Source organism: Enterobacter sp. E14S, assembly GCF_055666685.1.
The window spans coordinates 109,989-126,252 of the sequence record NZ_JBVODQ010000004.1 but is presented as its reverse complement, the minus strand read 5'-3'; the positions used below and the strand labels follow the sequence as shown (position 1 = coordinate 126,252).

Annotated in this window: 10 protein-coding genes; 2 read left to right on the top strand and 8 right to left on the bottom strand. The window is 54.4% G+C overall.

Features of this window, described 5'->3' with window-relative positions; translation table 11 throughout:
• Positions 1-11: 11 nt before the first annotated feature.
• The 6 genes from ACZ6J2_RS11630 to ACZ6J2_RS11605 all read right to left on the bottom strand — a co-directional run bounded on the left by ACZ6J2_RS11630 (position 12) and on the right by ACZ6J2_RS11605 (position 11,456).
• Positions 12-1,967: a vWA domain-containing protein gene (locus ACZ6J2_RS11630; RefSeq protein WP_471725781.1), complete on the bottom strand. Its 1,956-nt coding sequence runs from the start codon at positions 1,965-1,967 to the stop codon at positions 12-14.
• Positions 1,968-1,975: 8 nt separating this feature from the next.
• Positions 1,976-2,935, bottom strand: a complete 960-nt coding sequence (locus ACZ6J2_RS11625; protein ID WP_471725780.1) for a hypothetical protein — start codon at positions 2,933-2,935, stop codon at positions 1,976-1,978.
• Between the two features lie 6 nt (positions 2,936-2,941).
• A complete protein-coding gene (locus ACZ6J2_RS11620) occupies positions 2,942-5,608 on the bottom strand; it encodes a putative virulence factor (protein WP_087823599.1) in 2,667 nt (888 codons plus the stop codon).
• The gene (locus tag ACZ6J2_RS11615; RefSeq protein ID WP_471725779.1) at positions 5,608-8,613 is read right to left on the bottom strand and encodes a virulence factor SrfB; all 3,006 of its coding nucleotides are present in this window, start codon (positions 8,611-8,613) and stop codon (positions 5,608-5,610) included. Before ACZ6J2_RS11615 ends, ACZ6J2_RS11620 begins: the two co-directional genes overlap by 1 nt.
• Positions 8,614-9,987, bottom strand: a complete 1,374-nt coding sequence (locus ACZ6J2_RS11610; RefSeq protein WP_471725778.1) for an SrfA family protein — start codon at positions 9,985-9,987, stop codon at positions 8,614-8,616.
• A gap of 248 nt (positions 9,988-10,235) precedes the next feature.
• Positions 10,236-11,456: a VWA domain-containing protein gene (locus ACZ6J2_RS11605; RefSeq protein WP_213787717.1), complete on the bottom strand. Its 1,221-nt coding sequence runs from the start codon at positions 11,454-11,456 to the stop codon at positions 10,236-10,238.
• Positions 11,457-11,788: 332 nt separating this feature from the next.
• On the opposite strand from ACZ6J2_RS11605, the gene ACZ6J2_RS11600 reads away from it, so the two are divergent.
• Positions 11,789-12,910: a ribosomal protein uL16 3-hydroxylase gene (locus tag ACZ6J2_RS11600; RefSeq protein WP_471725777.1), complete on the top strand. Its 1,122-nt coding sequence runs from the start codon at positions 11,789-11,791 to the stop codon at positions 12,908-12,910.
• 57 nt (positions 12,911-12,967) lie between these two features.
• Here ACZ6J2_RS11600 and ACZ6J2_RS11595 read toward each other — a convergent pair whose 3' ends face one another.
• Positions 12,968-14,386, bottom strand: a complete 1,419-nt coding sequence (locus tag ACZ6J2_RS11595; protein WP_256062475.1) for an aminotransferase-like domain-containing protein — start codon at positions 14,384-14,386, stop codon at positions 12,968-12,970.
• Between the two features lie 176 nt (positions 14,387-14,562).
• Between ACZ6J2_RS11595 and ACZ6J2_RS11590 the strand changes: the two genes are divergently transcribed.
• On the top strand, positions 14,563-14,724 hold the full coding sequence (locus ACZ6J2_RS11590; RefSeq protein ID WP_023334364.1) for a DUF1127 domain-containing protein: 162 nt from the start codon (positions 14,563-14,565) through the stop codon (positions 14,722-14,724).
• An 84-nt stretch (positions 14,725-14,808) separates the two neighbouring features.
• On the opposite strand, the gene pdxR is transcribed toward ACZ6J2_RS11590, so the two are convergent.
• Entirely contained in the window at positions 14,809-16,197 is a 1,389-nt protein-coding gene (gene pdxR, locus ACZ6J2_RS11585) for a MocR-like pyridoxine biosynthesis transcription factor PdxR (RefSeq protein ID WP_471725776.1), read from the bottom strand.
• Positions 16,198-16,264: the final 67 nt, after the last annotated feature.

Below are 16,264 nucleotides of genomic sequence, written 5' to 3'. Positions count from 1 at the left end.
GATCCTCAACATCAGGGCAGGTTCTCCAGAGGTACCGGATAAACGTTATCGCGTGGGTCGCTATCGGGCGCTAATGCCACCCAACGGTCTACATCCTGGTTGTAGCGTTGATAGTAATTAAGCTTGGTATTCAGCCTGCGGATGAAACGCTCCTGCTCAAGGCCATCCCAGCTTTTCCAGGTTTCTTCGTCCAGGCTCAATACTTCACTGAGGTAAGGTAAGCTCTCGATATATTCACCGAGCAGTCCCATCTCTCCTAGGCGGGTCGCATTTTTCCCTTTCGCCTGGTTTGGATCGTTGCCCATGGTTGCCGCCAGAGAACGCAGGCTGGCAAACATGTCATCCGGAGAGATCATCCCCTCATTGGCGGCATTGACGATCTTCTTCATGACATCGCTCAGATCGCTGAGCTCGCTTTTCGTGAGCAGTACGCGCACCTCGGTCGCCGGGATGTTTTGGTCAATCAGATCGCGGTCGCTTATCCATGACTTGAATACCGGTGGTGCCGTGGTGCCTTGCTTTTCACCCAGATAGGCAAGACGCATTGCCTTACTTAACTTGTCGGCATCACTGAGCAGGGGATCTTCTTTCTTACCGGCATATTTAGGGCTTGCCCCCAGCGCGCTCCCCGCCGTTTCTTCGCCGCTCCAGGCTGTTTTAATCTGGCCGGTAATGGCATTCGCCAGGCTATCGACCATACTACCGAAGCTATTTACATCACCTGAATCAATAGGATAGTAGAGCGGTTTGTGCAGGAATGGATTTAACGTCAGCTCCTGATACTGGGCTTCAGCAGAACTGTGATTTTTCTTACCATCAGAGGTTTTCAGATGTAACGCATACAGCGCAACGCCACGATAGGCGGCTTCCTGACGCACCTGGGCGGCATCCAGATGGGTTGACGAGAGCTTATCTGTGCCATCAAGCGCGCCTGCGTCAGTAATCAGTACAACGTAGCGGGCGCCAAACTGCGTCCAGTCCACTTTGTCCAGCGCTGTCATGATCCCGCCGTAAGCATCTTCATCAACCTTGCTGCTGGAAACGGTAGCCTGCTTCAGGTCATGTACTTTAGCGAGGAAGTCTTTACCATCTTTAACGGTATTGGGGTCGACATACATCTTGCTGTCGTATTCAAGACCCGGAACCGCTTTCACGCTGGAGCGGAAAGCTACCAGGCCAAACTTGACCTGATCCTGTAAGTGTTCCTTCTCGATCCTCTTGTAGATCTTATCGATCGCCTCTTTGGTGCGATCGATATACGGCCCCATCGAGATGGTGGAGTCGATCACAAAGACAACCGAGGCGGAGAACCCTTTCATCATGTTCTTTTCATCAGCAGCGGACGCGGCCTTTTTTGCGGGTGACTTTTCGCTGACGGAGGCAACGTTGAGTACACGTACCTGGAAGCCGGTATCGGTAAACACATCATCTGAGCCAAGAACAGGTAAGAGATAAAAGTTTTTTAACTGATCCACCATGTAATCAGGCTCGCGTGCCAGAACCTGCGGGACCGGTTTATGGCTGCTCAAACTGTTGAGCATTGGTTGCAATGTTGCCGCAGGGTTTTTGCTGTTCAGAAGAGACTCAACGTCGGATTTCTCTTTAAAGAACAGCATCGGTTGACGGCCAGCAGGATTGGTAAACGCCAGCGTCAGCTGCATTTTCCAGTCAACGGTGCAGGAGGATTTCATCCAGCCAGCGGTATGACCAAAGCTGTCCGGCCCAACCTGCAGCCACGTGTCCTGACCCAGCGTTGTCCTTTGGTAAACATAGAATCGACTAAAGGCCGGCTGCTCTTTACCTGCTTCACCTGCTTTGGCGGACAGCTGGCAGCCTGGGTAAGTCAGTACCCGCTGGAATAACGCATGTTTACCTTCCTGCAAAAGCGGCTGTTTACCCGCGGCACAGGCGGGGGATGCCAGCGTTGCGGCACACACCAGGCTACTGAACCAATGCATGTATTTCATTGTTTATCCTATTTCTTCAGCTCAGCTAAACGGGCTTTGGCCTCGTTATTCTGCGGATCCAGATTTACAACCGACTCATACCAATACGCCGCTGTCTCTGCGTCAGGATTGAAGCATCCCCCTGGTTTTGCGGTTTTCGGGTCATATTCTTGTGCATAACGAACGGCCATCTGCGTATCGCCGGACTGGGCTTTATAGGCGTAAAGGCGCTGAGCGATATCGCAATGTTTTGCCGCTTTCGCTTTTGCGATGACGTCCAGCAGTTGTGCACTACTTGGCTGGCTACGCAGGCACCCTTTAACGAACGCCATTTCATTGCCGCTCGCCATTTGTTCATCACCACACGGCCCGGTAGTTTTCGCGACGGGCGCGGGAGGTACCGCTGGAATTGCAGGCTCTGGCTTACGGGTAAACCACCACCCAGCAGCGGCCAGCAGGAGCAATAGAATGGCTAATCCCGCAAATAACGGCAGCTTACTTTTCGGCTTATGCGGCTGTTGAGATACAGGCTTTTCTGCGACAGGTTCTAAAACGACAGGTTCCGGTTCTTGAACGGACATCGGCTGCACGATGGGGGTATCATTCAGCGTCTGTATATTTTCCGGGAGTGGGTTTTCACCACCGGCCTGGGAGCTGAGTAGCCCTTCAGCGATGGTCAGAATCCCCATATCCTTATTACTTCCATCTTTGATGGTGATGCGATAGGCCGCCTGGCGGTTGGCGAGTAGTGGATCGATCAGAGAAGGGCCGACCTGAACGCAGGGCGTCTCCTCATTTTGTATCAGTGGAGGAAGGGCGAGGAAAATCTCGCCACTGACCCAATCACCGTGGCTATCCAGATACAGGCGATCCTGATTACGTACTACCGAGATTGTGACGCCCTCGGCATCGCCTTTCCAGCCTTTCAACAAGAGCAATGCGAATCCTGGTTGTATAGGGGTCAGCGTCTTAAGTTCAGGTTTGATCACGTCCAGTTACTCCTTTGCCAATTTAATCTGGCGGAGAATGACGCCCAGATTTTCGTTCTGCGCGACGCTAATCTCGCGTCCGGCAGAATGACCTGCGTTTTCGGTAATGAGTGCTTCCAGGCCAACCAGCCAGTCGATGATAAAGAAGGCACTGTAGTTCAGCTGTTGCGGCGTCAGGCGTGCCAGGCGTTCATCACCTTTCCAGACCACGCTGTCGCACGTTGGTGGACGGGTAAAGATCGGCTGTTCGGGCTGGTTGAGACGGGCCGGGCGTTTCGATTCCGGCATATTTTGATAGCCCAGCCAGGTGATGAAATCGCTCATCACGTGAAGCACGCGTGAAACCTGACGCTCGACCATACGTTCGCGACGAACGCCAGCCTGCTCGGTATTTTTCATTGCATTGACCAGCGAGTCCTCGACACGTGAACGCAATAACCCCGTGATCAATTCGTCTACCAGCGCTTCGGCAATCGGGCGCGGAAGACTGATGTAGTTGAGCATGGCGGCGGTTTCAGGCAGGCCGCGCAGATGGTTAATCCAGAGCTGAACGCTCTGGTGCGCGAAAGCGATCTCATGGCTGTGCGTCGTCACCGCAGTTGCGCTGCTTTCGAAAGCATCTTCCACACCGATATCAAAGAATCCTGCATCTTCTTCTTCTGCTTCAGGCGCAGACAGGGTCGTTTGCTGCATGTAAAGTGCATGGAGATCGCGGCGTGCCGGAACCAACCGCGCCAGCAGTTCGCCGTGCATGCCGCTGCGTTTTTTCAGGGTGGCAAGGATCTCTTGCGCAATTCGGGATTTTCTGGACAGCTCTTCTTCGCCGTCCGGCTGGTACCAGTTCCCCAGTCCCCCTTCGACCAGTTCGTGGCGGATCTCGTCGAGCTGTTCTGCGATCCGCTCCAGTTTCAGTTCAGGGCGGGCGACGCGGGCCAGATAATCGGCCATTCGGCGCATACCACCGTCGTTGAGGGTGAGCATCGCATCCCAGGCTTCAGCAGGGTTCGCGATGTAGCGAGCGACAGCTTCATCTTCAAGGAAGGTTTTCCGCATCAGTGCGAGCTGCCCGCCATTGTCGTCGTTGAAAGCCGCTTCACTACCTGCGTTCATGCGGATAAAGGGCGTTTGCTGGCGCGGTTTGCGTACCAGGAACGTGTTATTGAACGCCTGGCCCTGGCTCCATTCCTGCATCCATTTGTACTGGCCAAAACGCTCGGTCATCGCCATTTTGATCATCCCGCCAAGCCCCCAGGACTGGCGAAGAAGTGCTTCGTCATGGGAAAGGTTTTGGCTAATGCGCAGATCAAACATGGTTAATGCCCAGACTAGGCCAGGTAAGCGACGACCACGCGCGTCGGCATCGGCGCCCTGGGTGTAACGGATCCACTCGTCCAGAACGCCGCCCACTTCTTTGACATCAGACTGTTTTGTTGAGGCCGTACACACCACCAGGACATTCATCTCCTGGTTTTCGGTGTAGCGTTCAAAAAGATAGGCCACTTTTCCGCGCAAAATTAACTGCGCTAGCGGGTTGCTCTCTGCATTTTTAACCTCGCGAGTGACATCACTCATGGACTCCACCGCCAGACGGCCGCGATAACCCGGGAAATCAAGCAAGTCGACGGCTTCGAAGATTGTTTCGCGAGGCGGAGCCATTAACGGGATATGCAATTCAACGGTAAGCGCAGTGAGCTCTGCCAGCGATAGCGAAATAGACGCACCCGTTTGCCCATTTACCACAGGACAGACTTCAATAGTCTGATCCGACGGGGTATTCAGCCGCTCCAGCATATCGACGTTCATGATGCTATCCCGCTGGATAAGCAGGCCGTTTTCGTTACGAACCAGCGTGCTCAGCGGGGCACGCAGCTCCTGCACTCCACCGAGACGCTGTAGCGTGTTGGCAAAACGGATATAGGCATTGGTTAGTTCTGGTACTTCGCCCCATAAAACGGAGAAAAGCTGGCCGCGATCTTCAACAGAAAGCCATGGTGCGAGGCTTACTGCCTGTGGCCAGTAGGTCAGGGCAAAACGGCTTTGCGTTTTCTCAGCATGGCGGATGAGGTAATCCCAAAAAGAAACTACGTCATCTTCGGTCACGCCAGGGCTGCGGGAGGTCAGGCGTCGTTTCGACAGGGACGTTAACAGATCGCTGATGCGTTTTTCATCGAACTGCCAGTCAAATTTTTCCTGGTTGAAGTCATGGATGAATGCGTTGGCGAGGATCTTCCCCATTTCCACTTCGTTGAAGAGCTGTAACGTGACAGGCCAGCGGTCGTCTGAGCTCTGAGCACTGCGGCTAAACCGGGTAACAAGACCCGTCGCCTCTTTGCCGCCGCCAGGCGGGTTGATGTGGGTCAAAAAATCGAGCTGATTGCCGCCGAGGCGTGTTTCCAGCTTTCCGTTTTCACCCGCAGCCAGCGCGGAAATGAGATACGATTTGCCTGCCTGCGACAAGCCAAAGAAGCCGATTGTCATCGGTTTCGCTGCGGCCTGCGCCAATCTGCGTGCTTTGTTACGGCTGCGGCGCAAGTTCATGGTCAGGCGATCGGCTTCAGTGTTCAGGCGCGGCGCGTCCTGACGAACGCTTGCGATCCAGTCAATGGCCCGGCCTGCACCTTGTTCGACGCCATTCCAGCCCTGGATAATGGTGTTGGGATGAATAGTGCTCATTAGCTTTTAATACTCCCGCTATCCAGCCAGTAATGGGTTTCACTCAGCCCATTACCGACCATTGTGTTCAACTGGAATGCAACATCTCTACGACCATAACCGCGCTGTGCGTTTTTCATTTCCATCGAGCCAATCTGGAAGCGCTCCGGACTGACCGGTTCTTCGCTACTACGTCCACGTCCCTGTTCTGCGGTTAAACCGATGCTTATTACAGCATCACCCGACAGCTCGCTTGCCAGGTTCGCACTGGTAATTTTTAGGGTGTAAAGTGCGGTCGATGGCCAGCGTTCGTTATCAAGCTGGCGGAAACCGATACGCACTTCCCCCCGTGCTTCAAAGCCTTTCCCTTCCGGTAACTGGAAATCAGCGGAGTCCAAATCAACGTCGCGATAGGCGACATTGCTGTCTTTAATCACATTGTTTCCATCAAGCATCCCGACATAGCGGATGGTTGAATAAGGCTTAAAGTTCGCAGTGCGGAAGAAGAAGTTGTTGAGCCTGGATTTCTCCGCTAACAGGCACAGCATCGCCCCCACAACGGCTGTCGATTTCGGATCGTCAATGCATCCTTTCTTGTTAAACGGATACCAGCCACCGGTTTCATAACCGTGGAGTGGCAGCACGCGAGAAGGGGGAACAGGTTGAAGCTGGCGAATGAGCGCTTGGATTCCCGGCAGGCGGGATGGACGACCGGTTAAAAGTAATACATCGCAGTTGTAGTGCCAAAGCACTTCGCACAACGCGCGCAGGCTGTGGCAAATGTTCATTCGCCCGCTGCGAGGGTCGATAAATTCATTGTGCAGACGCGCAAGATCCAACTCCAGCGGTACATCCAGAATGGAGAACGGTACTTCGCTCGCAAGCTGTCCGGAACGGGCAACGTCGTTGACGTAATCCTGTACTTTCTCGGTTGGAAGATTATCGGCAAGTAGCTCACGGAAAGTGTAATTCAGTATCTCCCGACCATTTTCCGGGGAGTACTCTTCATAGCGATGCAAAATAGATAACGCCAGAGGCGCGAAGATCTGCAATGTAAGCTGCTGACGTAATACCTGTTTTCCGGCTTCGATCGATTCACTACCGAACAGTTGTGACATCATTGATTCGGCTGCAAGATCGCTGTGGCCGACTTTGGTCATGGCCGCTTTTACTGCTGGCTGGAGGAAAAGCCGTATAACATCCAGCAGTATGTCGTCGCCTGCTACCTTAAACCCTTCACGGAAAAGCTGTTTCGGGGTAATCCGGACGTTAATGCCCTGGCCTTCATCCAGCGTGTAGCGAGAAATGACGAGATCGGTCGTTCCTCCGCCAATGTCAATCGACGCGATTTTTAATGAGCGTGTATCGCTGGTGTCCTTTTGAGTATCGGGACGGCGAGTAGCTGCAAAAAATTCGTCCGTGCGACCGCCAAAGTAGTTCTGCGTTTCGTTATAGAGATATACCAACTGCCCACAGGTGGCTTCGTCCCACTTCACGTGTACGCCTGGATGGGCGTATTTCAAGCACTGCGGGTCATCGCCTTCATAATCCATCTCTTCCCAGCCGAGCGCTTTCCAGACCATGCGGATAGCGTCATGCATGCTCTCCTCAAAGATAGCGCGCTCAGGCTTTGGCATCGCCGGAGGGACAGTCATAATGACATTTCGTAAACGACGCGGTGTGCTGGCGTGGTTCATCTTCAGCCGCTGTGAAGGGCTGTTGATTTGCATGAGAGCCTGGCTTAATACCTCTGACAACATCATCGTCATCAGCGAGCTACGACTGTATACCGGCGTGAAGACGGGCATACGGTCTTCTTCATTTTTCAGGCGAATGAGCAATTTCCCCTGATCGTTGACCATATACAGCAGCGGTGCTGCAGTGGCTAACGGCTCTCTGTCACTTTTCACGAAGGACTGGCTAAAGCGCCATCCCGGTGAATAGGGTTGATCGTCCCAGAGGTAGCGTTTAGGGCTGGAGATCCCTGTTGAGCCCTCGGTACCCAGGCGTTGAGCCGCCATTCTGAAGGCTTCTCCGCCGACGCGTCCAATGGTTGGCCATGTGAAGGCATCGCTGCGCCCGCTTTTTAGCGAGAAATCCTGCTTGCCGAATTCGGCCTGGGCAAACTCGAGACGGCTGTCAAAAGGCTCGTTATAAACAAATTGCGGTTGGCTCAAATCTCGGAGCTGAAGCTGATAAAGTTGAGAAAGCCCTTTATTGTCGTCACGATGTTCTTCGATCAGGATGCCGCAGCTACGTGAGTTACCAATGTCCAGCACGAGATCTACAGGTATCGCTGAGTCCCGGATTTTTACGTCGTTGACCTGTACTTCAGGAACGACAATCGTCGTCGCCAGGACATGCAGCAGGTTAAGATAATGCGCCTGATGTTCCTTCTGCAGTAGTTGTTCATCAATGTCATCAATATGTTGGCGTAATACTTCGCGAGCCTGAGTACTGAAAATTTCCCGTAGCCATTCATTCACCCATGGCAGTGAGAGAAACTCCCCCATCTCGTGAGGATGGCGTGCCAGAGCAAATCCCGCGCCTGAACGGATATCATCCTCGCCCGGTGCGAGATATTGCGTATTCTCGCGATCCGGGAAAATTTTGGTATCAAAAATCAGAGTAGCGCGCCAGGTATTGCCCTTTTCATCCGGCTCAGGCAGCTCATGGAACTGGACGCGTGACCAGTTATACGGCCCGTGAGCAAAGGCTCGTGGCGGGTTGAAGCGGAAAAATGGCAGCGGTAACCAGAGGCCGCGATAGAGGCGTAGCGACTCTTCGGTCGTCAATGTGTAGTCGGAGTCTGCGTAGCGCGGAGGTTCGCTGTCAGGCTGAGGGATCTGCAGCTTATCTTCCCTCTCATTATAGATAAGCCGCATAATAGCCTCGTCACCCTGTTGACGAAGAAATTCCCCATATTCTTTACGCGTGGGCAGGGTAAAGGCGAAATCAAGGAACTGGATCCCGCTGTCGCGAATAAGTTTGACCTGTTTTTTAAAATCAGTGAGTTCAGCGAGCATTTACTGACTTGCCTCCTGCTTCATCGAAATAGGGAAAAGTGTTTTGGCGTCGTAACGGCCTTTGCAATCCGCAATGTTTTGCGCGCCTGGAGCACACAGAATTTCTGGCATTTGGTAGCGTGAGCCATCGGAGCACAGTGCTTCTCCCTGATTGTTAATGGCGAGATGACCTGACTGAATGGCCGCGTTGACCGCGCCACGACAGGTCACACCGTCGCCACGGATCATCTGTACTTCGCCCTTACCGTCATTGATTTGGTAACTCAGACTAAGGGGCTTTCCTGTGCGTTGATCCTGAATACCAGCCCCTGCGTGCCAGTTCCCGTCCAGAAAACGGGTGTTTCCTTGGGCCAGTGAAGATGCGGGCAGGGTCAACGGGACTTTAGCGCCAGTTGAGGTATTGGCCGATGGCGCTTCGAGAGCAGGTGCTGTTCCGCCGGGATGAGGGCTATTCGTGGCTGACGCAGGATCCACAGCAGATGCCGTTGCTGCTGCGCTTTGTGACGGCGTTTGTAATGCTGATTGCTCTTGTGACGTTGTGAGTGAAGTGCCCGTGGTGCTTAAAATCTCACTGCCCGTTATCGAATGCAGGTTCGCCTTAGACGTTGTTGTGCTGATGATGGCCCTTGACGACGGCGCAAGAGATTCGGCTGTTGGAAGGTGGGGCGCGGGCAAAGCGGGTACGGAAGATGAAATACCAGGGATCGTTATGCCTGGCATGCAACCCCGTAAGAACAGTAACGCTAAAAGGAGTAACAGAAGTAGCGGCAGTAGCCAACGCAACCATGCGGGTAAGAGCAACCACCAGCGTCTTTTGGCGTGCCTTTGATGAGTGAAAGTGCGTTCTGGTATCACCGGTTCAATACTGGCTGATTGCGGAGGCAAGGCTGTAGATATGGGACGCAAACAGTCTAACGGCTCGATGCGGGCCTGGTTAGTGGCGTTCACAAATCCCCAAAAACTGATGACCGGCTTTCCACCTACCAGCCACACGTGCTGCTGATCGGGGAATTGCATCGCTTTTTCAAGTAATTTCCCAAAGAGCCGGCGTTCCGGCTGCTGGCTTTGGGCAAATTCATTACTTATCTGGCGAAACGCTGCATGGGTGGTTTCGAGTTGCGCGAGCGCGGCCTGGCGCTCAGCTTCCGTTGCGGCCGTCCATGGAATAACGTCACCGGCCAGCGGGGCATACCAGTCGATTCGATCGCCATGCTCGCTGATTTGCGGGATGGCTAAAGTGTCAGCAACCGCCGTTTGTTTTCTAAGTCGTAGGGTTTCACGCAGCTGTAATGCGGAAATATATACTGCCTGTCCATTCTCACCCATCGACTGATATTTATCGAGCTTGTCACTGCATAGAAAAATTTCTTTCACGCTGCATGCCTTTGCTGTTAAACGAACAAGTGAAAGCAAGTTCCACTGTGGAAAAGGACGCCGCAAATACGCCGGGTAATCTGCGTCAATTGTTTATGGCAACAAAATATTGAGTATTATCGGCAAATGGCCGAAAACGTTTAGACCTAAACTAAACTTATTATTGGGACGTGCGCATATCCGATTGCCGCAAAAAAGTTTCGCTGTGAAACTATATTTCTGGCAATGTATTCATTTTCTCTAATGTGTTAATCACAACCCTGCGGTATATATTCCTTCACGGCGTTGTTCATCATCTTATTAAACTCCTGCGTATTATTGACAGCAAATACCTTTCCACCTGTATTGCTGGCAATACAGTTTCCGGCGCCGGTATTCATGATATCGACAACATTGACCTGTAATCGGGGCTTACGTTTTTTTAGCTCAAGCGCGACATCGCAAGGCGAGCCTCCGCATGTCTCTTCCCCGTCCGTCACCAGTAGAATTATGGCATCACGGTCAACGCCATTAACTCGTTTCCCCGCCTCTTCTAACGCCTCTGCCAGAGCGGTTTTACCCACCGGCTGGATTTTATCAATTAACTTTTTTAGCTCAGCGCGTTGTTCCGGCAGGAAAGCCGGAGTTGCGTTCACCTGGTGGCAATTAGCTGCGGCAATAAGGCTAATGTCCATGTCATTTGGCACGTCATCGATAATGTGTTTAGCGGATTGATGCGCGAGCGTAATGCGACGAGGTTCACGATCGATACCGGGTACAGGTTTATCCTGCATCCACCGCATTATCTCTTCTGGTGTGGCATCCATGCTCATGGCCATAGAGCCAGAAGCATCAAAAATAATAACCATTTCAGGTGCCTGCTGTTTTGTCCGCTGTGCCGGGCAGAGCATTTTGACCTGATGCTCAGGGGCTGATTGGACGGGAGAAACGGCAGGAGTGGCTACTTTGACAGTCGGCCAGCAGCCGCGCAGGAGAACAAGAGCCAGAAGCAGAGCCAGTGCTAAAAGCCCCAGCCATAACCACCCACGCTTTTTAGCCAGCGGTTCTGCCGGCAACTTAGTTTCAGGCATGATGTCCCAGCCTGTAATCACAGGCTGACCGTCAACGATCCATATTCTTTCTGGTGAGGGCTGTCTGGCTATTTTTGCCAGTAACTGCAGTGTTTCGGGAGAAGTCTGCGCGCTAGTCGAGAGTGTTTGATGAAGTTGAGTGAGTGCCGCCAGCTTTTGTGAGAGGAGTATGGCGATTTTGTCTCGCTCAACGACGTTTAAAGCGTTAAAGCGTTGGGGTTTGCCATTTATTTCGCTATACCATTCAACCGCACCATCTTCAGCCTGCTGAGGGCGGGCAAAAAGATTGAGATAAGTTTTAGAAAGGTGTCGGTCAATAAGATTATTTAAGGCAGAAAACGTTGAAATATATTCTTGTAAGCAATGTTCGCTTTCAACAGTCCTTGTGATTCTAATCATTGCCTTTAATGAGCCAGGTATGCAAAAGAAAATAGCTTAGAGCTAAATATAAAGAATGACAATCTCTAATGCTAATCTTGTTCTTAAAATTAAAAAACTACCAGTTTTAAGAGGTAAGATGCCTTGAGTAAAAGTAAACGTCGGACGGGGGAAAAGGTTCAGGAAAAATTATCATTTAAGTTTTACTTTAATACCACTTCACCTAATGACCAGGTTTAATCATTGCCAACACGCGCGTGGCAGGCAAATCATCTGCGCTTGACCCACGACAAAGCAGCCCTCCACGCTCTCCACCATAATCGCGCCTGTTTCCCCTCTCACTGGTGCTACCCATGGCGTATCAACTGAACCTGAACTGGCCGGAATTTCTTGAGAAATACTGGCAAAAACAACCCGTAGTGCTGAAAAATGCCTTCCCGAATTTTGTCGACCCGATTACCCCGGACGAGCTGGCAGGGCTGGCGATGGAGCCGGAAGTCGATAGCCGTCTGGTGAGCCATTTCAACGGCAAATGGCAGGCCAGCAATGGTCCTTTTGAGCACTTTGACGATCTGGGCGAAACCGGCTGGTCGCTGCTGGCGCAGGCGGTGAACCACTGGCATATGCCCGCCGCGGAGCTGGTGCGTCCGTTCCGCTTCCTGCCGGACTGGCGTCTGGATGACCTGATGATCTCCTTCTCCGTGCCGGGCGGCGGCGTGGGTCCGCATATCGATCAGTACGACGTGTTTATCATTCAGGGGATGGGCAGCCGCCGCTGGCGCGTGGGCGACAAGCTGCCGATGCGTCAGTTCTGCCCGCATCCGGCGCTGCTGCATGTCGATCCGTTCGAGCCGATCATCGACGAAGATCTGGCCCCGGGCGATATCCTCTACATCCCGCCTGGATTCCCGCACGACGGCTTTACCCATGAAACGGCGCTCAACTACTCCGTTGGCTTCCGCGGGCCGAACGGTCGCGATCTGATCAGCAGCTTCGCCGATTATGCGCTGGAAAACGATCTGGGCGGCGAGCACTACAGCGATCCGGATCTGACCTGTCGCGAACACCCCGGCCGCGTGGAGCAGTACGAACTCGATCGCATTCGCCAGATGATGTTCGACATGATTAGCAAGCCGGATGATTTCACAAAATGGTTCGGCAGTTTTGTCTCGACGCCGCGCCACGAGCTGGATATCGCCGCCGCCGAGCCGCCGTACGCGCCGGAAGAGGTGCTGGACGCGCTGCAGGGCGGCGAAACGCTGTCTCGCCTGAGCGGCCTGCGCGTGCTGAACGTCAACGGCAGCTTCTTTATCAACAGCGAACAGCTGGAGACGGTAGACGCGAAAGCGGCGGATGCGCTGTGCCGCTACACCGAACTCGGTCAGGCCGAGCTGGGCGATGCGCTGAAAAACCCGGCGTTTGTTGAAGAGCTTACCGGGCTGATTAACCAGGGATACTGGTACTTCGACGAGTAATCCTGACCTTCTCCCTCTCCCTGTGGGAGAGGGGCGGGGTGAGGGCATCAGGCCGCACTAGTCCTCCTCCATCGCAATCACAATCGCTTCACCCATCTTCTTCAACGCTTCACGATTCTTCTCCGTCGGCGGCAGCGCCACGTTGATCCGCAGACAGTTGCGGTACTTCCCGGAGGCGGAAAACAGCGACCCGGCCGCGGCCTGGATCTTCAGCCGACACAGCTGCTTGCTGACGCACACCATGTCGACCTTCTCCGGCAGTTCAATCCACAGCAGGAAGCTTCCCTGCGGGCGCGTGACGCAAATCTCTGCCGGAAAATACTGCCGCACCCAGCAGGTGTAGGTTTCCATATTCTGCTGATAAATCTGGCGCATACGGCGCACGTGGCGATGGTAATGGCCGTCGCGAATAAACGCCGCCACCGCCATCTGCGTGCCCGGCACGTTAAACCCGCCCGCGGCGTATTTCATGTGCATCACCCGGTCGTAATAGCGCCCCGGCACAATCCAGCCGACGCGCAGGCCCGGCGCCACGGTTTTGGTAAACGAGCTGCAGAGAATCACGCGGCCGTCGATATCCATCGAATGAATGGTGCGCGGGCGCGGGTACTCCGCCGCCAGCTCGCCGTAAATATCGTCCTCGACAATCACGATATCGTGCCGCTGAGCCAGGGCTAAGACCTGCTTTTTCCGCGCTTCCGGCATGATAAACCCGAGCGGGTTATTGCAGTTGGGCACCAGAATCACGGCCTTGATCGGCCACTGCTCCAGGGCCAGCTCTAATGCCTCGATGCTGATCCCGGTCTCGGGATCGGTAGGAATTTCAATCGCCTTGATGTCAAACCCGCGCAGCATCTGCATGGTGCCGTGAAACGACGGCGATTCTACCGCCACGATGTCCCCCGGCTTGCACACCGAGAGCAGGGCAATCGACAGCGCGCCGTGGCAGCCGTTGGTGATGACAATTTCATTCGCCGCCACGGTGGAGCCGCCATCCAGCATCAGGCGGGCGATCTGCTCGCGCAGCTCCAGGCGCCCGTCGAGCACGTCATAGCTCAGCATTTCACCCGGATTATGCTGCGCGATGCGGCTCATCTCGCGCCACAGAGGCTTCAGGCTCGGCTGGTTAATATCCGGCGAGCCGCCGCCGAAGGAGATCATCTCTTTGTCGGCGCGGGCGTCCAGCAGCATCATCACCTCATCCCACTGGGTGACGTCCACGGGGCGCTGCACCGGGCGGGTCATCGCCGGAACCGGCGGCTGGGCCTTGCGCTGCGAGACAAAATAGCCGGAGCGCGGCTGGGGGGTGATCAGCTGGAGGTTTTCGAGGATTTGATAAGCCTGCTGTATGGTGCTGATGCTCACGCCGTGCTCCTGGCTCAGCGTGCGCACCGACGGCAGACGTTCGCCGCTGCGATACAGCCCTTGTTCAATGCGTTCTGCCAGAAGGTTGGCCAGATGTTGATAGCGCGTCATGCTGTATCCTTTGTTTTCACCATACAGATTCCAAAACCAGTACAGATTGCCGTAAAAATTGGCATGCAGATACTGTTTTAGCGGATCTGTATGTTAAACAAAAGGTGTTTTTGAGTCTGTATTGCAAAGGCCGATTTCCAGGATGATAACCCCACTGGTACAGTGAGGAGAGCATCATGGAATTCTATGAGAATCGTTCAAAACGTCCGTTCGTCGTGTTTGTCTGGATCGGCAAAACGATCTGCAACTGGTATCGCATCAACCGCACGCGCCGCATCCTGAGCCAGATGAGCGACGAGCAGCTCAAGGACGTTGGGCTGTCGCGGTATGATGTGTGAGCATAGGGTTGCCCGGTGGCGCTTTGCTTACCGGGCCTGCTCGATCCTGTAGGCCGGGTAAGGCGCAGCCGCCACCCGGCGATTTCAGCTCAACAGCGCAAGCGTCTCCCGCTTCGGCCTCTCGAGCAACGCCACCGCCTCTTCATATGACCGTACGTTGTTATAGCCCATCACCAGCCCGTAGCGTTTGCCCGACCCGCGATACCACTCCGAAAGCGCATTCACCTGCAGCTGCTGTTCCTGCCAGCAGCGCGCCACTTCCCGGTCACCGCTTCCTCTGGTCAGGAACGCCACGATATGCATCCCGCCGTCATTTTGCTCGGTGAAAAACAGATCGCCATACACCTCGCGCAGGGCGGCAATCATCCAGTCGCGGCGGGTTTGATACAGCGCGCGCATCTTTTTCAGGTGACGGAAAAAATGCCCTTCGTTGAGAAAGGCGGTGAGGATCTTTTGCGTCAGCACCGGCTGGCCGCTGGTGGTAATGTCCGCGCAGTCGGTAAAGGCCCCGACGGTGCTGGCGGGCATCACCACGTAGCCCATGCGCAGCGACGGCATGATGGTTTTACTGAAGGTGCCCATAAAAATCACCCGATCGTGCCGATCGAGACTTTTCAGCGACGGCAGCACCTTGCGGGTGTAGTGAAATTCCCCGTCGTAATCGTCTTCGATAATCCACGCCTCGTTCTGGCTGGCCCAGTCGAGCAGCTGCTGCTTGCGCGGCAGCGAGAGGGTGACCGCCAGCGGGCTCTGGTGCGACGGGGTGACGATGGCAAAACGGGCGTCGCGATGGTGACGGAGCAGGTATTCCGTGTCGATGCCGCAGCGATCGACCGGCACCGTGTGCAGGCGCGGCACGATCCGCTTGAGCAGCTGCTGGCCCATAAAATAGCCCGGATCTTCAAACACCACCTTGTCGCTGCGGCTGGCAAGGGTGTCGAGGATCAGCCGCAGGCTGCCGCTATAGCCGCTGGTGATCAGCACCTGTTCGGCGCTGCAGGACAGCCCGCGTGAAATATTAAGATAGCTGGCGATGGCCTGGCGCAGCGGATACCAGCCCAGAACGGGCGGGTTGAGCATCTCCTCCTGTCGCATAGCGCGCGTCGCCTGGCCCGCCAGCAGCAGCCATTTTTTATACGGAAAGCTGTCGAGGGCCGGGATGCCGGGGCGCAGAAACCCTGCCCGCTCGCGCTGGCTGATGAGCGATGCCGGAAGCGTGCCGGTGGTCTGTTCCGCAGGGGCACTCTTATCCGGCAACAGCAGATCCGGGTTCACCCGCGTGCCGCGCGCGCCCTGGCTCACCAGATACCCTTCACCCGTCAGAATGGCATACGCCGTTTCGACGGTTTTACGCGCCACCTTCAACTCTTCCGCCAGCACGCGGATGGCAGGCACCTTATCGCCCGGCTTCAGCACCCCGCGCGTGATGTTGTCGCGATAGCGGGTATAAATCTCGTGATAGCCCGGCTTCATGTCCTACCTCATTTCACGCTTTTTGTATCTTTTTACTATGTCATGAACGGCGTAGATTTGCCTCATC

Bases quoted from the DNA above. Each gene is read 5' to 3' on its own strand.
- ACZ6J2_RS11630 (WP_471725781.1), bottom strand. From the start codon at position 1,967: ATGAAATACATGCATTGGTTCAGTAGCCTGGTGTGTGCCGCAACGCTG.
- ACZ6J2_RS11600 (WP_471725777.1), top strand. From the start codon at position 11,789: ATGGCGTATCAACTGAACCTGAACTGGCCGGAATTTCTTGAGAAATAC.
- ACZ6J2_RS11605 (WP_213787717.1), bottom strand. From the start codon at position 11,456: ATGATTAGAATCACAAGGACTGTTGAAAGCGAACATTGCTTACAAGAA.
- ACZ6J2_RS11615 (WP_471725779.1), bottom strand. From the start codon at position 8,613: ATGCTCGCTGAACTCACTGATTTTAAAAAACAGGTCAAACTTATTCGC.
- pdxR (WP_471725776.1), bottom strand. From the start codon at position 16,197: ATGAAGCCGGGCTATCACGAGATTTATACCCGCTATCGCGACAACATC.
- ACZ6J2_RS11590 (WP_023334364.1), top strand. From the start codon at position 14,563: ATGGAATTCTATGAGAATCGTTCAAAACGTCCGTTCGTCGTGTTTGTC.
- ACZ6J2_RS11620 (WP_087823599.1), bottom strand. From the start codon at position 5,608: ATGAGCACTATTCATCCCAACACCATTATCCAGGGCTGGAATGGCGTC.
- ACZ6J2_RS11595 (WP_256062475.1), bottom strand. From the start codon at position 14,386: ATGACGCGCTATCAACATCTGGCCAACCTTCTGGCAGAACGCATTGAA.